At 36.3% G+C, this 16,999-nt stretch carries 15 protein-coding genes and 1 pseudogene; 11 read left to right on the top strand and 5 right to left on the bottom strand.

All coding sequences use genetic code 11. The annotated features are described in order from the left end of the window. Positions 1-137: 137 nt before the first annotated feature. The 3 genes and pseudogenes from QE109_RS08345 to QE109_RS08335 all read right to left on the bottom strand — a co-directional run. Positions 138-272: pseudogene (locus QE109_RS08345) on the bottom strand (IS3 family transposase); the annotation flags it as partial. Between the two features lie 461 nt (positions 273-733). Next, positions 734-2,185, bottom strand: coding sequence for a sodium/pantothenate symporter (gene panF / locus QE109_RS08340; protein ID WP_281093983.1), 1,452 nt, complete (start codon positions 2,183-2,185; stop codon positions 734-736). Next, the gene (locus tag QE109_RS08335; protein WP_281093982.1) at positions 2,178-2,459 is read right to left on the bottom strand and encodes a YhdT family protein; all 282 of its coding nucleotides are present in this window, start codon (positions 2,457-2,459) and stop codon (positions 2,178-2,180) included. Before QE109_RS08335 ends, panF begins: the two co-directional genes overlap by 8 nt. 586 nt (positions 2,460-3,045) lie before the next feature. Here QE109_RS08335 and QE109_RS08330 point away from each other — a divergent pair. From QE109_RS08330 to QE109_RS08320, 3 genes are all read left to right on the top strand, one after another. Further along, positions 3,046-3,957, top strand: a complete 912-nt coding sequence (locus QE109_RS08330; RefSeq protein WP_281093981.1) for a HipA domain-containing protein — start codon at positions 3,046-3,048, stop codon at positions 3,955-3,957. Continuing rightward, complete coding sequence (locus QE109_RS08325) at positions 3,950-4,657, top strand: HipA N-terminal domain-containing protein (RefSeq protein ID WP_281093980.1); 708 nt, start codon at positions 3,950-3,952, stop codon at positions 4,655-4,657. Before QE109_RS08330 ends, QE109_RS08325 begins: the two co-directional genes overlap by 8 nt. A 347-nt stretch (positions 4,658-5,004) precedes the next feature. Then, entirely contained in the window at positions 5,005-5,220 is a 216-nt protein-coding gene (locus tag QE109_RS08320; protein WP_281093979.1) for a hypothetical protein, read from the top strand. A 201-nt stretch (positions 5,221-5,421) separates the two neighbouring features. On the opposite strand, the gene QE109_RS08315 is transcribed toward QE109_RS08320, so the two are convergent. Further along, positions 5,422-6,417, bottom strand: coding sequence for a YhdH/YhfP family quinone oxidoreductase (locus tag QE109_RS08315; protein ID WP_281093978.1), 996 nt, complete (start codon positions 6,415-6,417; stop codon positions 5,422-5,424). Between the two features lie 132 nt (positions 6,418-6,549). Here QE109_RS08315 and QE109_RS08310 point away from each other — a divergent pair, with 132 nt between their 5' ends. Then, positions 6,550-6,966 carry a MarR family winged helix-turn-helix transcriptional regulator gene (locus tag QE109_RS08310; protein WP_281093977.1) on the top strand — a complete coding sequence of 139 codons (417 nt, stop codon included), beginning with the start codon at positions 6,550-6,552 and terminating at the stop codon, positions 6,964-6,966. Positions 6,967-7,425: 459 nt separating this feature from the next. Further along, positions 7,426-7,629, top strand: coding sequence for a hypothetical protein (locus QE109_RS08305; protein WP_281093976.1), 204 nt, complete (start codon positions 7,426-7,428; stop codon positions 7,627-7,629). Between the two features lie 146 nt (positions 7,630-7,775). Here QE109_RS08305 and QE109_RS08300 read toward each other — a convergent pair whose 3' ends face one another. Next, positions 7,776-9,161 (bottom strand): APC family permease, encoded by a 1,386-nt coding sequence (locus tag QE109_RS08300; protein WP_281093975.1) that lies wholly within the window; start codon positions 9,159-9,161, stop codon positions 7,776-7,778. Positions 9,162-9,525: 364 nt separating this feature from the next. On the opposite strand from QE109_RS08300, the gene QE109_RS08295 reads away from it, so the two are divergent. The 6 genes from QE109_RS08295 (at position 9,526) to QE109_RS08270 (ending at position 16,993) form a co-directional block, all read left to right on the top strand. Next, positions 9,526-10,854, top strand: coding sequence for a hypothetical protein (locus tag QE109_RS08295; RefSeq protein WP_281093974.1), 1,329 nt, complete (start codon positions 9,526-9,528; stop codon positions 10,852-10,854). Then, positions 10,847-11,530, top strand: coding sequence for a DUF6320 domain-containing protein (locus QE109_RS08290; RefSeq protein WP_281093973.1), 684 nt, complete (start codon positions 10,847-10,849; stop codon positions 11,528-11,530). The genes QE109_RS08295 and QE109_RS08290 overlap by 8 nt, the downstream gene beginning before the upstream one ends. A gap of 2 nt (positions 11,531-11,532) precedes the next feature. Further along, entirely contained in the window at positions 11,533-12,486 is a 954-nt protein-coding gene (locus QE109_RS08285) for an alpha/beta hydrolase (RefSeq protein WP_281093972.1), read from the top strand. Between the two features lie 20 nt (positions 12,487-12,506). Next, positions 12,507-13,118: a hypothetical protein gene (locus QE109_RS08280; RefSeq protein ID WP_281093971.1), complete on the top strand. Its 612-nt coding sequence runs from the start codon at positions 12,507-12,509 to the stop codon at positions 13,116-13,118. Positions 13,119-13,242: 124 nt separating this feature from the next. Then, positions 13,243-15,054 carry a diguanylate cyclase gene (locus tag QE109_RS08275; RefSeq protein WP_281093969.1) on the top strand — a complete coding sequence of 604 codons (1,812 nt, stop codon included), beginning with the start codon at positions 13,243-13,245 and terminating at the stop codon, positions 15,052-15,054. 100 nt (positions 15,055-15,154) lie between these two features. Continuing rightward, positions 15,155-16,993 carry a glycoside hydrolase family 3 protein gene (locus tag QE109_RS08270; RefSeq protein ID WP_281093968.1) on the top strand — a complete coding sequence of 613 codons (1,839 nt, stop codon included), beginning with the start codon at positions 15,155-15,157 and terminating at the stop codon, positions 16,991-16,993. Positions 16,994-16,999: the final 6 nt, after the last annotated feature.

Genomic DNA, 16,999 nt, shown 5'->3' with positions numbered 1-16,999 from the left:
TACATTAAGTAAGTAAAATAATGTTATTCCTAGATTTTGAAGACTAAGATTCAGGGCATAGATTACCCATCGAAATAGGCCCAAACTATGGAATGTCAACACTTAGATACCCAAGCGTCCAATGAATTCTATTATTATTGAACCAATTCAGTATCCTTTCTTTCACCTGAACTGTAACCAATTATTTTGCGATTATACAGATCTATAAGGATACAAATGTAGTCACAGCGATTTCCAACTCTTACATACATCAAATCGCTTACAACAGCTGAAGTTCTTTGCGGAGTTTAGGCAGTTCTTCTTCCTCTGGTGTACGATTATCTTTAGCTTTGAACGATCCAGAGCTTTGACTCTGCTTCAGCCAATTATCAAAGTTGAGTCAGTCAAATGTTATTCAGCTAAAATATCTTTGCGTAATTTACCATTCAAATGTAGTTGGTTCATTTGTTTTTTGAATTCATCAGTAAATTTTCGGCGTTCGTGTCTAGACATAGTTATCTCTCCTAATCTTTTTCGGCTAGTTTAGTGCTGACAATCCATAGAGATATAGAGAAGTTAGTGCTAAAGAGTTTGTAGATTCTTAAAAGTCTCCCACAAAAGACAAAAACATAAAATGCCACGGAAAAGTCTCTTATAAAAGACTTTTCTGTGGCGTTTCTAAATTAAAGAATACGAAAGCAGCACATTAAGGTACCGTTTGGTACGCATCAAGCTAGTCACTCAAAAAAATGGCTTAACTTTCCCAAAACAGCTTAATCGTCTCCTCAGAATTCGCTCTACCGAAGAATGAGCCAAGGATGAAGGCGATAAGTGCGATGAACAGGGTAGGTACAATAGGGTGTGTATCGAAAAGCTGGATGTCCTGAATTGTAAAGAAAAAGAAGGCGGCGATACCTGTTACGATGGACAAGATGGCGCCTGTGGCATTTGCCCTTTTCCAGTAAAGACCTAGGAGTGTTGGCCAGAAGAAGGCTGCTTCTAGTCCACCGAAGGCAAAGAGATTAATCCAAACGATAATTGAAGGTGGTTTTATCGCGAAGATAAAGACTATTAAACCAATGATCGCTGTGGATACAAAGCTGATGCGGTTTAAATGCTTTGCTTTTATGTTGCCCTTACCATAGTTGATATAAAGATCTTTGATGATAGAGGCAGAAGCCAAAATCAGCATCGAGTCAACAGTAGACATAATCGCTGCAAGTGGTCCTGCAATAAAGATACCAGTTAAAATGGGTGGTAGTACCTTAATTGTAATACCTGGGATGGCACTATCGCCTGCAAGTCCAGGAACGACATAAGCGCCCAAAGCACCAACCAGATGCATGCCGAGCATCAAAAATCCTACGACTACTGTACCGATGATCATGGCACTATGAAGTGATTTAGAGTCTTTAAACCCCATACATCTGACTGTAGTTTGAGGTAATCCAATAACAGCAAAGCCAACGAGTACCCAAAATGATAGAATATATGGAATAGGGACTTTGCCACCGGCTGTTGGTGTCAGGGCGTCTGGATTTTCAACGATCATTTTTGCAGTAATATTTTCCATGCCACCACCTGCATGGATGACAGCAACAAGTAGAAATATCGTCGCAAGAACCATAACCACACCTTGGATTGCATCTGTAATTGCGACAGCCTTAAAACCACCGATGGTCGTATAGATAATTACAGAAATACCAAAGATGACGAGACCAGTTAAATAAGAATACCCTGTTACCGCTTCAAATAGCTTAGCACCGCCGATGAATTGCGCCACCATAGCAGCAGCAAAGAAAACGATCATTGCAATAGAGGTGGAAATGGCAATAAAATTATTGTCATAGCGCTTCTTTAAATAATCAGTGACAGTAACCGCGTTAATCTTTCTAGAGATAATGGCAAATTTCTTGCCGAGTACACCAAGGGTTAAAAAGGCGGTTGGCACTTGTATCATCGAGAGTAAAATCCACGCATAGCCTCTTGAATAAGCGACGCCAGGACCACCGATGAAACTACTTGCACTAGAATAGGTGGCAATCAAAGTCATGGCAAGAACAAATCCCCCCATAGAACGCCCACCGATAAAATAATCCTCAAGGAAGTTGCCATTATTTGAAGTGCGTGAGTTGGTATAAAGTGCAATTGCCAACATAAAAATGAGATAGACAATCATAGGGATTAAAATCATTAAATTATTCATGGTGCTCCTCCTCATCGCTTGCTTCATCTTCAAAAGGGATGTCTTTAAAGTGTTTTTTTACTACAAATGCAAGAAGCACTGAAATAAACACATACCCTAGGATACAACTATAAAAAAACCATGCTGGGAAGCCTAAAATATAGCTGTACTGAGAAACGTCCTTTAATCCTAACCCGTAAGCAAAGGCAAACCACCAGATGAAAAATATAATGTAAAGTCCAACGGTAATGAGGGCTTCCTTGTTGATCTGCTTGTTTTTTTCCTTGAAATTCATAGTTAATCTCCTCAATTATAATCAAAAAGGCAATAAAAAAGATGTAGATTGAGACCTAAATAGTCTTACTACACCTGCTTAGAATTGTTTATGAAGTAAAGATAGAGCCACCAAAAAAGCGATGGTTTGATCTGTCTTTGGCCGTGGCTCAAAGCAGAAAAAAATGAAAAAAAAGTATTCTAGCAGGTATGACTCAAAAAGATATCATCCACTCGCATAATACCATAATTTTCAAGTTGATTCAATACAAGGTTAATGGTTCATCATTTTCTTTCATTATTAGTTTTAGAAAATACACTAAAATACAAAAAATGGCAATCTATCCATCACCTATTGCAGAAAGGTAAGACACAGAAGTACAGGGGAGTTTATTGGCATGACCGAGAAATTCCTTTTTTTCAACATGGAGTAAAGGCTCAACGTGAAATAGATTTTGTCGGTATCAGATTAATGATAAACTTATCAAAGTATGAGTTAGATGTTTCGAAGAAAGAACAGGTCGCTCAACTACTGAGGGGAAAAACGTGCTTTTACAGTGAAATTTTGTTATGATGTATATAGTAAAATACATATAGTAGGTGATAAAATGTATTCGATTATAGATTTTAGTCAATGGATAGTAGATGAAGATACACCATATGGTAGTGGGGCAAGTGAAAAACATTGGTTAGTGAATGAAGAGACTAATGAAAAAGGAATTTTCAAATTTCCTAAAATCCAATATAATAAGAAAACAACAGGGGAACATTTAGCTGAGAAATTGGCTTATGAAATAGCAAAATGTATTGGTGTTAGTTCAGCGCGAGTAGATTTAGGACAATATCAAGGTAGAGTGGGTTCAATGAGCTATATGATTTTAAATAGTGATGAAGAATTAATTGAAGGTATTCAATATATAACAAAGATTTATCCCAATTATGATTCGGACAAATTTAAAGATAGTTTAACGGGTGACATTTATTCTATACAGATGATAATGGATTCTTTGATTGATTTAGGAGATAAGAGTAGAAAATTTATAGAAATTCCATTATTTGATTGCCTGATTGGAAATAGTGATAGGCATCATAGCAATTGGGCCATAATAAAGAATCGAAAGACTGGAAAATCAAAATTTTCACCAGTCTACGATAATGGTTCATCATTATGTTGTTATGTGAATCGAGAGAAAATTGATGATATATTGCGAAATGAACAACGGCTTGAGTCTTTGATTTATGGGAAATCAAAATCTTTAATAGGATGGGATACAGAAAAAAAAATAAGACATTTTGATTTATATGAGAAATTACTTGATGCATATTACGATGAATGTTCATTATTTGTTGAAAAAATGAAAGCCAATTTATCGGACCAGAAAATTAATGTTTTAATTAACGATTTTGATGATATAATTATGGATGCAAAAATGAAAAAAATAATTCAAATATTTATACAAAAACGAAGAGATTTCATGATAGATAGATATATTCTACGAAAGGAGGCAAAGGATGAGTAAGTTTGAAGGACGCGATTATTTATATGTTGTTTGGAAGTCCCCAGATAATGGTGCTCGAATTGTAATTGGAAAACTTTCAAAGAACGGGTGTTATGAATTTATATACAATGAAAAGGAAATTTCAAGAGCGTGCAAGAATGGATTTGAGCCATTAGTTGCTTTTCCTGAGTTTTCAAAAGAATATAAAAATGATGAAGTTTTCCCTACGTTTTCTTCAAGGCTTCCTGATAAAAGAAGAAAAGATATTCAGAAAATCTTACAAAAGTATGAAATGGATAATTATGATTCTTTTGAGTTATTAAGGAAGAGTGGTGGCAAACTACCAACAGATACATTGGAATTTATTGATCCTATTTTAAGTGATGATGTACATAGTATTGTAAGAGAATTTTATATTGCCGGAACGAGATATCGCGATTTATGTGATAGTGAAACGTATCCGGAGTGTATTTTGAAAATAGATTTAGTTGAAGGAGAAGCGTTAATAGTAGTTCATGATATAGATAATCAATTTGATGAAAATGCAATTTTACTTTTAAAGAATTCAGATAAGCGTGAGAAAATTGGTTATATTCCTGCATATTTTTCTGAGGCTGTATTGAAAGCGCTTAAATCAGACCGAAAAGTCACATGCGTTGTTAAAGAGTTTAGCCGTGAGAATTGTCAAGAATGTGTTAAGGTTAAAATGGTGATCCATTAGTAAGTATTGTTTAAAATACATTAGTTTAGTTAAATTATAGATTTTTAGTTTTTTCTAAAAGCGAGTTCAAGATGATGAATTCGCTTTTTTGAATAGTAATCAATTGGAATTGCTTAGTGAAAATATTTAAACTGTAGGTGTTTTTGACACTCACTAGGGTGCAAAACTAAGTACCTTAACACAAGAGATTGCGTTACCGATTATAAAGATCGTGATTAGCTTCTCAAATTTACCACAATTGTAGATGCAGGTAGCACGGGTTGCGCCCATGAAAATATAGATTCTCAATTTTTTAACTTAAAAAAGATAAATGACTGTTTGAAAAATACCCAGAGGAGCTATTGGGATTGAAAATACGCTTTTCGAAAGAAATTGTTGATGATCTAGGAATTGAACCCCTATTGAAAACGATTGAACTAGCGAATGAACTAGCGGTTCCAATCGTCGGTCATAGTACGAACTCACCTATTCCAGTAGATAAATTGGTATCCTATTTGAGATCTGGTGACATTCTAACACACGCATTTCATGGTATTGTCGGCGGTGATAAATGGATATTTTGAAAACATTATTCCCAAATGGTATGCAGAAACAATAGCTAAACTCAGAAACAACGGTTAAACTCAGATGCAATGGCTAAACTTGAAGTGGATGTTAAAAGGGACAAAGGATGATTTTTATAAAAACCATTCTTTGCCCCCTTTTATACTAGCGATTTACCTAGATTTAGTTGCCGAAATCACCCTATAAGGGCTTAAATTTGATTAAACGATTTTAAGAACATGACGTCCTGTATGTGAACCAGCTTTGATGTTTTTAAACACTTCATCGAGTTCTTCCATAACAACATCTTTAACAATCGCTTGACTCATGATGTGCCATTCATTTGCAAAACGCGTCCAAATTGCATCACGTTTTTCGATTGGGAAATTTACTGAGTCAACGCCAAGAATGCTAACGCCTCTGAGAATAAATGGCATAACTGTCGCATTGAATTTAATACCACCAGCATTGCCGCACATGCTCATGCTTCCACCGTAATAGATCTGAGGCAGTATGCCTGAAGCGACTTCACCACCTACAACATCAAGCACATAATGGAATTTTTGAGTATCGAGTACTTTTGGTTTTTCAGGGAACACGTCGCGCGCTAAAAGCACTTTTGTTGCACCGATTGAGAGTAGTTTTTCTATTTCATTTTCTTCTCTTGCAAGTGCGTTAATTTTCTTATAGCCACTTTCTCTAAGAAGTTGGATCGCAACACTGCCAACGCCGCCAGAAGCGCCAGTAACGAGAATTTCTTGATCCATATCAGGTGACATGCCTTTTGACTCAAGGGTCATAATCGAAAGAGCAGCTGTAAATCCAGCAGTACCGATGACCATCGCATCACGATGTGATAGTCCTTTAGGCAACGCGACAACCCACTCCGCGGGCACACGTACATACTCTGAAAAACCGCCTGTGTGTGACATCCCAGTCTGGAAACCAGTTACAAGAACATCTTGCCCTACTTTAAATTTGCTGTTTTCAGATGAAACAACAGTGCCACTTAAATCGATCCCAGGAATCATCGGATAGTCTCGAATGACGCCACCTTTCGTTTGTACTGCTAGCATATCCTTAAAGTTTACAGATGAGTATGCCACTTTTATTAGTACATCACCTTCTGAAAGCATTTCAGTTGTAATTCTTTCAATAGAATGTGAAACCTCACCGTCTTTTTCTCGTACAACAATAGCTTTAAATTCATTATTCATATTTTATACCTTCCTTTTTTTCTTTTATACAAAACAATTCGAATACAAAACATTTCTGTATAAGAACTATTTCTACTTCAAATATTATCAAATTTATGATATACTGTCAATAGAAAAAAATGAGGTGACCGTATGGAAGTAAGAGAATGTATCAATTTTTTATTGGGCGCTTCGCAGAATGTCGTATTTAAGTATTTTGCGAAACAATTATCAGATTATGGCTTGACGCCATCTCAATATGGCGTTTTAAATTGTCTTTGGCAATATGGTGATTTAAGCCCTTCTAAAATAAGAGAAATTTTGAGTCTTGAAGCATCATCAGTGTCTGGAATTCTTGATAGGATGCAAAAGAGTGGACTTGTTGATCGGCATATTGATGAAAATAATCGAAGGATTATCATTGTTACTCCAACAGAAAAATCCATGGAAGTGAAAGATGATGTGGAAGCAGTGGTTCGAGAAATGAATCAAAAATTTTTGGAACCTTTCTCAGATGAGGAAAGAATAATACTTAGAAAAGCGCTGACAACCATTATTGACAATGAATGAAAAAAGATATATTAGGATTAAAATGATAGCTTAATAAGCACTATAGAACGCCATACAAAATGCTTGCACTAAGGACTTTGTATGACGTTTTTATGTTTGATGGGGTCGAAGTGCTTCAAACATATAAGGTGCTTTATAAATATTGCGTAAATGCATAGGATAATACGGCGGCACATGGCACTAGCTGAAATAATAAATACTAATAAGGTGAAAAATATATAAATTAAATATATAAATTAAATTTATAAAAAAAAGTTTGGGGTATAAACTTTTTAAATCTTACGAATTTGTGGTTATTAAAGTTCATTTACACGGGGAGGAATGAATGTTTAATAAAGTCAATCAGTTGCAGATTATATCGAATCTAAACCTGTAGAGGGTTTTGAGTTCAAATTTATCGATATTGCAAATCTACCACTCTATAATCAAGATTATGATGAAAATTCTCCTGAAGCATATGTGGCTTTCAGAAATGAAGTAAAAGCAGTTGATGCAGAACAAGTCTTAGGATTCCTGAATTTGTTTGTGTTACCACAACCAGAAGTTTACCTAGGTAATATCATGAATGCTTTAGATGAAAATGGTAAATTAAGCAATGAAAATGTTCAAGGCTTTTTAGACAGTTTCGTTGGTTCATTTATACAATGGATTAATAAATTCTAATCGATTTGACAAAGTTAAAATCTTTCTTGGTAAAAATCAAATCCCTCATGTCTTCATGAGGGATTTTCTATGTTTCTTTTTTTGATTAGCCAACCATTCAAATAAGCTGATCGTCTTACTATCAATCGTCTCTGCTTGTAATCATTTTATAGGTCATCTGAGTGTTCTCTTTCATTGAAAAGAGGTTGGCTAGTGGTTTCCTCTCTATAGAATAACATCCCTAATCCCACCGCTGCAAGAGAGACGATTAGATAAAGTCCAATACTCGGATTTGTGATACCGCCATAGACGATAACGAGTGCGCCTAATATTGCACAGATGGGCACAACATAGCGTTTGCCAAAGCTAAGATCATCAAATGTGCGAATATACCAGATGTATAAAAAGATATATAAGCCATAAATCATTACGATTGGAATTTCATCGAGTCCGATGTATCTACCGAAGGTTTCGTTTATGCTAGCGTACCACAGTGCGGTATAGAGCAATGAAAGAGCAGCTGCGAAAAAAGCTGAATAAGTTGGAATACCTGTCCTTGGATTGACAAGTGCAATCTTCTTTGGAAAGGGACCTTGATTTCTAATCGCCAAAGAATAAGGGATACGGATACAAGAAAGAACGAGTCCGTTCAGGGTTCCTAGACAAGAAATGATAACAAAGACGGTTAAAATGGTGGACGCTACAGAACCAAACAACTGCGTGGTTGCAGTAGCGATAGCGCCATCTCCTTGAGCAATAATCGCAGAAGTTGGCAGTACCGATGCGATGCCTAAAAAGTACATGACGTAAACCACGAATACGATAAATGACCCCCAAACAAGTGCTTTAGGAAGATTTTTTTTCGAATCCTTTATTTCACTGTTGATCGTCACAGCAGCAATCCATCCTTCATAAGCAAAAGCAGTTGCTACAACGGCGTTTGCTAGAGTGCCACCGGAGGTTCCGATGGTACTTACTGCAGAAGAGAAGTTGTCGAAGGTAACGTGATTGAGCAGTCCTGAAATTGTTCCGATAATCGCAACCAAGCTTAGAGGAATAAGCTTAATCACCGTTGAGCCCACTTGAAATTTACCTGCTAAAAGAGGAGCCAAGCAGTTGATTAGGTAAATGACAGTAAGGTAAATAAGCGCCAAGCCCCAGGTCATTGGGGAATTTGAAGGATTATCACTACCTGTTAATATCATCGTGTATAAGGCTGCCACCCAAGCGAGAATTGCCGAGAGAGGCGTATAATATAGCACGCCCTTAAACCAACCGACCAAATAACCAAAGCGTTTGCCATATGCCATTTCTGAGTAATCTACGATACCATTTGATTTTTCTATTCTCTGAGCAAACTCCGCAAATACCAATGATCCAAAAATCATGGAAAAGGCACCCAACCCCCATGCGAGTAAAGCTAAAATCAAGTTACCATTTGTAAGTGTTAAAACGTCATCGGCTTTAAAGAATACACCTGAACCGATTACGACACCGACCACCATTGCAATAGCAGTGGGAAGTCCATATTTTTTTTCTAGTTTTCTCTCCATCCTACACCCCTTGGTTTTTATTAGGTGTAATTTTAAGTGTTTCGGCTGATTCTGTCAATGTATTTATATAATACATAGCGTATAGAAATATAGATAAGGTATAAACAATTTTGAATATTAGTTTTCTTTACGGTTTGCAAATTCCCGTTTATAATTATAAATAAGTATCATAAAGATAATTATTTATACAAGGGCACAATAGGAAAAGCATCAAACGCTCAAAAATAAAATTGCAATAAAAAGACGAAATCTATTATCATAGAAAGTAACGCCAAGAGAAGTTTCTGGGATTTTTTATATCGAAGTCGCAATTGATTTGTGACTGGAGTTGAGTTTTATATTATAATCGGGAAGGTTGATCAATATGCCTAACAAAGAAACTAGAAAAGAGGAGAGACGTAAAAAGAAAGAGTCTTTTTATAACGATGCTGAGATCTGGTGGGATAAACTGGATAATACTGCACATATTTTCCCGGTAATCGCTGGTGAGAGTATGTCAAATGTCTACAGGATCAGCGTAGTTCTTAAAGAGGACGTCATCCCTGAAAAACTTCAAGAGGCGCTCTCAATTGTCTTACCTAAATTTAAAGGGTTTAATGTTCGTTTAAGACAGGGCTTGTTCTGGTACTACTTTGAGAAAAATGGCAAACCAGCGCCTATTGTCAAGGAAGAGTCTTATTATCCATGTAGGTTTATCGTGCCGCATAGAAATAAAAGTTATTTATTTAGGGTGAGTTATTATAAAAAGAAAATTAATCTCGAAGTCTTTCATGTCCTATCTGATGGAATGGGAAGCCTTGCATTTTTAAAAGAACTAACATATCAATACCTCAGACTTGTTCATCCATCACTTAGAGAAACCCACGGCGATACCCTGAGCAGTGATACCTCAATGAATCGAGAAGATAGTTTTTTAAGTAATTTTAAGAAAAAAGCAGCAAAGCCCTATGTTTCAGCTAGAGCTTTTCTAATAAAAGGACAAAAGCTCACCAAGAACGAAATTGGGATCATACATGGCTACATGCAAGTAGATCAGCTCAAAGCTGTCTCAAGAAGCTATGGCGTTACCATAAATGAGCTATTGGTTGCGGTGTTTACTTATAGCATCTATATGGAGCACAATGAAGAGATGAAGGACAACAAAGCCATAAGAGTTGCCGTTCCTGTTAATTTGAGAGGTTTTTTTGAGTCTATCACAACAAAGAATTTTTTCGCAGTCGTTTCATCAGAATTCCATGCCCAGAAAGAAAACTACACATTTGAAGAGATTTTAGATATCGTAAAAAAAAGCCTTAGAGAACAAATTACACCAGATAACTTAATGAAGATCGTTTCTTACAATGTTTCTAATGAGAAAAACTTGTTGATACAAGTACTGCCACTTGAGATCAAAAAACTTGCGATGTATTATATTTACCGGAAGTCCTCACTTGCCAATACGACCACTATTTCAAACCTTGGAAATGTCGTTTTTAAAGATGAGTATGCGCCGTATATTGAAAAGTGCAACGCGATTATCGCTTTATCAAAAGGGCAAAGCTTAAAAGGAATTGTTTGTTCATATAATGGAACGCTTGCATACACCTTTAGTTCAATTCTTGTGAAGCCAGCCATTCAAAGGCGGTTTTTTAGAAAATTTGTCGAACTTGGTGTTGATGTCACAATAGAGAGTAACGGGGTGTATGATGAGTAGATGCAATCAGTGTAAAGTCGATGTCATAGACGATCATGCGGTTTGTCCTTTATGTCAAAGCGTACTTGAAAAAACCGAAACTACTAAAATTACTAAAACTACTGAAAATTTGTATCCCAATGTTAGGGTAATCGCGAAAAGGATTGATCTTATGATTAGGATTTACGCATTTTCAGCAATAGTTGTTGAAACTATGCTCGCTTATTGTAACTATAGAACATATGAAAAGTCATATTGGTCAGTTCTAGTTGGTGTAGTTCTTTTCTATGTGTTTATGGCACTCAAGATCACTTTTAAGGAAGGATATGAATATACAACCAAGAGTCTACTAATGGTGATCTTGGCGGTTTTATGCGTGGTTTTAATAGATGTTTTGACGGGCTTTAGAGGTTGGTCTCTTAACTATGTCCTACCATCGGCCATCATACTTCTAAATACGGGCATAATTGTCGCCATGTTTGTCAACATAAGAAATTGGCAAAGCTATATGATGATTGAACTCTTCGCGATTATTTGGAGTGCATTACCATTTGTTTTAAATAAGCTTGGATTTTTGACTGACCTAAACTTAAGTCATATTGCAACTGCATATTCAATCTTACTGTTTCTCGGCACAATTATAATCGGTGGTAAGCGCGCATCGAACGAACTTAAAAGAAGATTTCACGTGAGGTAGAGATGGCTAAAGAACCAAGCATACAAGGTAAAATAGCACGAAGTATGATTGCGAGTATCGCGTCAAATAAATTGGCCGGTTCAAAAATGAAAATTGGAAAAAAACTGAAGAATAAAAGTATATTTAAGTTGTATTATCCCCCTATATATAAGAGTGAAACTATAGAAAAGGCTCAGTTCACAATGGAGACATTGCGTAAAAGAGAAGTGACAGTGAAGTGCGCAATTCTTTATTTACATGGTGGCGGTTATGTTGGAAAACTAAAAAACAAACATCGATTAATGGCACTTAAATACTGTGAAAGCATCCCAGATGTGATGGTGCTCATGCCAGATTATAGAACGGCACCAGAGCATCCATATCCTGCGGCACTTGAAGATGCACTAGATGCTTATAGTTGGCTTCTTGAACAGGGTTATAATGAAGACCAAATCGTTATTGCTGGTGATTCTGCAGGAGGTGGTCTTGCTTTAGCAGTCTGCCTTTATTTAAAACACCTTAAAAGGAAACTTCCATGTGCAATAGTTGCAATGTCACCTTGGACAGACATGACTGCTAGTGGTGCATCCTATCATTTCAATTACGAAAATGACCCTCTTTTTGGCAATACAAAAGAATCTCTACTGTACAATAGAGATTATTTGGGCCGAGCAAGTAAATTTACACCTTATGTGTCGCCTTTATTTGGTGATTATAGCGATTTTCCCCCGATATTAATACAGGTTGGTAGTGATGAAATGCTACTTTCTGACTCAGTACGCGTAGCAGAAAAAGCTCAAAAAGATGGTGCAATAGTATGGCTACATATCTACGAGGGAATGTTCCATGATTTTCAAATGGCTGGTGACTTAATTCCAGAATCAAAAGAAGCCTGGAAAGAAGTCACCCAGTTTCTTTTAGATGTAAAAGAACAAGATAGCATTCTAGTGAAAAGGAGTCCAACTTTGATTAAATGAGAACCTTGATGGTGGTTAAAATGATAAATATAGTAAATGAATTCAATACCTATAAAAATTCAATTGGTAACAGAGTAGCTCTTTATAGAAGCGTTGCTAAAGCATTTCAAATAAAATCGGCTTTATATCCCGGGAGCCATATCGATATCATGCCATCATTTGTAATTCCAGATGTGACCTATATTGATAATTTTAAGGGAACGGTTAAATTTTTTAATGAAATGGAAGCGATTCATCGTTTTATAGATGAAAACAAAGAGTATGATGGCGAATGTAAGTTGAATTTTATAGATAGCGACTATAAAAAAAGTTTGGAGATTGAACCGGTTGATTTGATTATTTCTCAATTTGCAGGATTCGTTGGTCAAGAGACCAAGCGATATCTTAAGGCGGGAGGAATCTTACTTTGTAATGATAGCCATGGTGATGCAACTTTAGCTTTTTCTGATGAAGATTACACTTTTGTTGGGGTTATAGTTTCTAACAACAAGATAGAAACTAAAAATTTAGATTGCTATTTTCAGTTCGCTAGAAAAAGGCCAATTGATATCGGAAAAGTTAAAGGCACCATGAAAGGGCCAAACTATAAAGTAAAGGCAGAGAATTATCTGTTTAGAAAGATTAAAAAGTAACATCAATCACACAACCTTACCACTATTTATGGTAAGGTTGTTATATGTAAGGGTATAATAATTATAGCTACTTTGACAGAGTTTACTCAAAAGTGGACAAAGACTAATAAGGCCAGGTGAGATAATGCTCAAAGGAATAATAAAAAATATAAGCAGAAAACGATTGGTAATTCTTGTTTCTATGGCTGTTTTCGTACTGTTGATGTTTATCAGCTCAATGTTTATATATAACTATTCAATGAGAATCAAAGAAGATAATGAGAATAAAGTAACTGTTTCTTATTATAGTTTAAGCGATGAAATTAGGGATTTTAAAAATCAAAATGCGAGTCTCTTATCTGGATTTGCTGCTTATATACAGCTAAAAAATACATTTGATGGTGACGAAATTTATAATTATTTGGATTATCTATTGAGAGACCATCTAGAAGATATAAAAAATATAGGTGTATTTGTTGATACAACGATCAGATGGATATACCCACTTGAGGGAAATGAAAGTGCAATAGGCACAGATTTATCAAAGGTCCCAGGACAAGCAGAAGAAGTCAGAAGGGTGAAAGAAAATTTGGAAACGCTTTTTGTTGGACCCATTGACTTAGTTCAAGGTGGTACTGCCTTTATCGTTCGGATGCCATTACTTAAGGATGATGTTTATTGGGGAATGGTCAGTATCGTATTAAAAGCTGAGAATGCTTTTACGTTTGTGGAAAAGTTTTCTGATATTTATGATGTAGCGTATTTGATAACCACTGCTGATAACAAAGCAGAAATTATTCATGGAGATCGTAAAGTCCTAGAAATGAAACCGTTAAAATTCAGAACTGAGGATTCGCTAGGTGGTTGGGATGTATACGTTGTACCTGCTGGCGGATGGGACAACAAAACTGGACAGATCTTATTCATTTTGAGTATATGCGCGGTTATTAGTAGCTTGATTGCATGGCGTATTTATCTTTGGATGAAAAACTACAATCAAATTTTAACTGATAAAATTGAACTTGAAAGCAATTATATATTAGATCGTTTTACAGGAATTTATACAAGAGAATATTTTAATTTTCGTTTAAAAGAAGAGGTTAGTCACGTAAAGCGGAGAAAATATCCAATAGCCATGATCTATTTTGACTTAGATCACTTTAAAAATGTAAATGATACGCATGGACATTCAGCTGGTGATGAAGTCTTATTAGTAGTAGTTGCAGTAGTCAAATCTATCATCAGAGTTGAAGATGTTTTCTCAAGATGGGGAGGCGATGAATTTATTCTACTTCTACCGAACACGGACTTAGTTGGGGCTGAATTTGTGGCTGAGCGTATTCGCTCTGAAATTGAGACGCTGAAGATCAACAAAGCCTATGGTGTAACAGCTAGTATAGGCTATTCACAGTGGAAACTCAATGAATACCTTGAATCTTGGTTTCTTAGAACCGATAAGGCTCTGTATGTTTCAAAAAATACCGGAAAAAACAAAGTGACAGCAAGCGACTATAATCTCGAGAAGAACATACTTGTTAAAGTGGACTGGGAGGACGCATCAAATTCAGGTTGTACTATCATTGATGACGAACACAAAGCCATACTAGATCGCTGTAACATAATTGTAGAAAGTGCATTAGAGGCGTCTTCATTTGATGAGACCATTCGCAATGTTGAAGAACTTATTCGAGAAATGGAACAACATTTTGAAGATGAAATAAAAATTTTAAAAGAAATTAATTATCCTGAAGTGGAAAAGCATAAAAGAATTCATGATGCATTAATGAAAAAAACAAATGCAATTTTTAATAAAACGATTCAGCGCGATGTTACTGCAGTAGAGTTTTTCACATTTTTGTTAGAAACAGTAGTTGAGGGACATTTTCAAAACGAGGATGTTAAATATTTTGAGTTCCTTTTTGAAAATAAAGTAAAAAATTTAGTTCTAAAGCAATAACGCTAAAGGAACCCTTGTTCTCAATATGCCAACGTGATAAAATAAATGCGAAATCGATTTCGTTATTATTGATTTTAAATCGGATATTGAGAGGATGTTTATGAATAAGACAATAGTGATAATTTTAGTTCTTTTCACACTGACATCACTTGTGATTACTGGTTGTAGTGCTTCTCAACCAATCGATGAAAGTGAAGATGCATTGGACCGAGGAAAACTTACAGTTGAATCATATGGTTCCATTGACAAAGCAATTGAAAAGATGACACTTGAGGAAAAAGTAGGACAGTTAATCCAGGCTGAGCGCAGTGGTATCAGCTTAGCAGAAGTTACTCAGTACAATATTGGCTCAGTTTTATCGGGTGGTGGTTCCACCCCAGTAGATAACACACCAGAAGGCTGGGTGAGTATGTCAAATGAATTTCAAAACGCTTCGAGAGCATCTTCAAGTGGCATCCCAATCATCTATGGAATCGATGCGGTTCATGGACACAACAACGTCAAAGGCGCTGTGATTTTCCCTCATAATATTGGTCTAGGCGCTGCCAATGATCCAGAATTGATGTTAGAAATTGGTAAATCAGTAGCAAAAGATTTAAAAGCGACAGGCATACAGTGGAATTTTGCACCAGCGGTATCAATCGTTCAAGATGTTCGCTGGGGGAGAAGCTATGAAAGTTTTAGCGAATCAACCGAGCGTGTCGCAATACTCGGTTCAAACTATGTAAAGGGATTACAAAGTGAAGGCATTGCAGCAACTACGAAACACTATATTGGAGATGGCTTTACAACCTTTGGTACTGGTGAAGGTGAGAATCTAATTGATAGAGGGGATGTAACTGCATCCTATGATGATTTGCTTGAGCTATACTTACCTGCTTATGAAGAAGCGATCAAAGCGGGAACAAAGACAATTATGGCCTCTTTCAATAGTGTGAATGGTGTCAAAATGCATGCACATAAAGAACTTTTAACAGATGTATTAAGGGGGCAACTTGATTTTAAAGGTGTTGTGGTATCCGACTGGGAAGCTATTTCAGCTTTAGATGGTAATCTAGAAGAACAAGTGGCATCGGCTATCAATGCAGGCGTCGATATGTTGATGCAACCTTATAACTGGAAAGAAGTTTATGAAGCTATTATAGCTGATGTAAATAAGGGCACTATTAGTGAAGCGAGATTGGACGAAGCGGTAAGTCGTATACTCACATTAAAATACGAAGTAGGCCTCTTTGAGCCTTTTGATAGATTTACAGCACAGCCTTTAGGTGGTGAGCAGTCTCAGGAACTGGCGAGACAAGCAGTAGCAGAATCACTTGTACTTTTAAAAAATGATGGCACACTGCCTTTGGCGACAAATATTAAGGTGTATTTAACAGGACCAGCAAGTGATTCAGTAGGTATACAATGTGGCGGTTGGACACTGAGCTGGCAAGGTGATCGATTAAGTAAATTTGAAAACGGGACGAGTATCAAAGATGCTTTTGAGGCGGTATTAACTTCAGGTGGTGGTAAGTTGGTAGAAACTGCTGATGAAGCTGATGTAATCGTGCTAGCTATTGGGGAGAAACCTTATGCTGAAATGATGGGTGACACGGCGAATTTAGCACTTGATGGACCATTGTCTCTGCCTGAAAATTTAGATGCAATAAAAGCGATAGCAGGTACTACAAAGCCTGTAATTACACTTATGATTTCAGGTCGTCCGCTTTTGATAGATGACCATTTAGATACGTGGAATAGCTTTGTTATGGCATGGTTACCAGGCACTGAAGCCCTCGGCATAACAGACGTACTGTTTGGTAACAAAAAATTCACAGGTACTTTACCGATTTCATGGCCAAAAACAAGTGAGCAAGCTGGTATGGTGTTTATGAGTCGAAATAATAGCTTAAACGAATATCAATTTAAGTATGGTGATGGACTATCGACCAAATAAGAAAAC

Source organism: Fusibacter bizertensis (genome assembly GCF_029914245.1).
Lineage (GTDB): Bacteria > Bacillota > Clostridia > Peptostreptococcales > Acidaminobacteraceae > Fusibacter_C > Fusibacter_C bizertensis.
The sequence above is the reverse complement of the archived record's forward strand: the minus strand, read 5'-3'. Positions and strand labels throughout refer to the sequence as shown.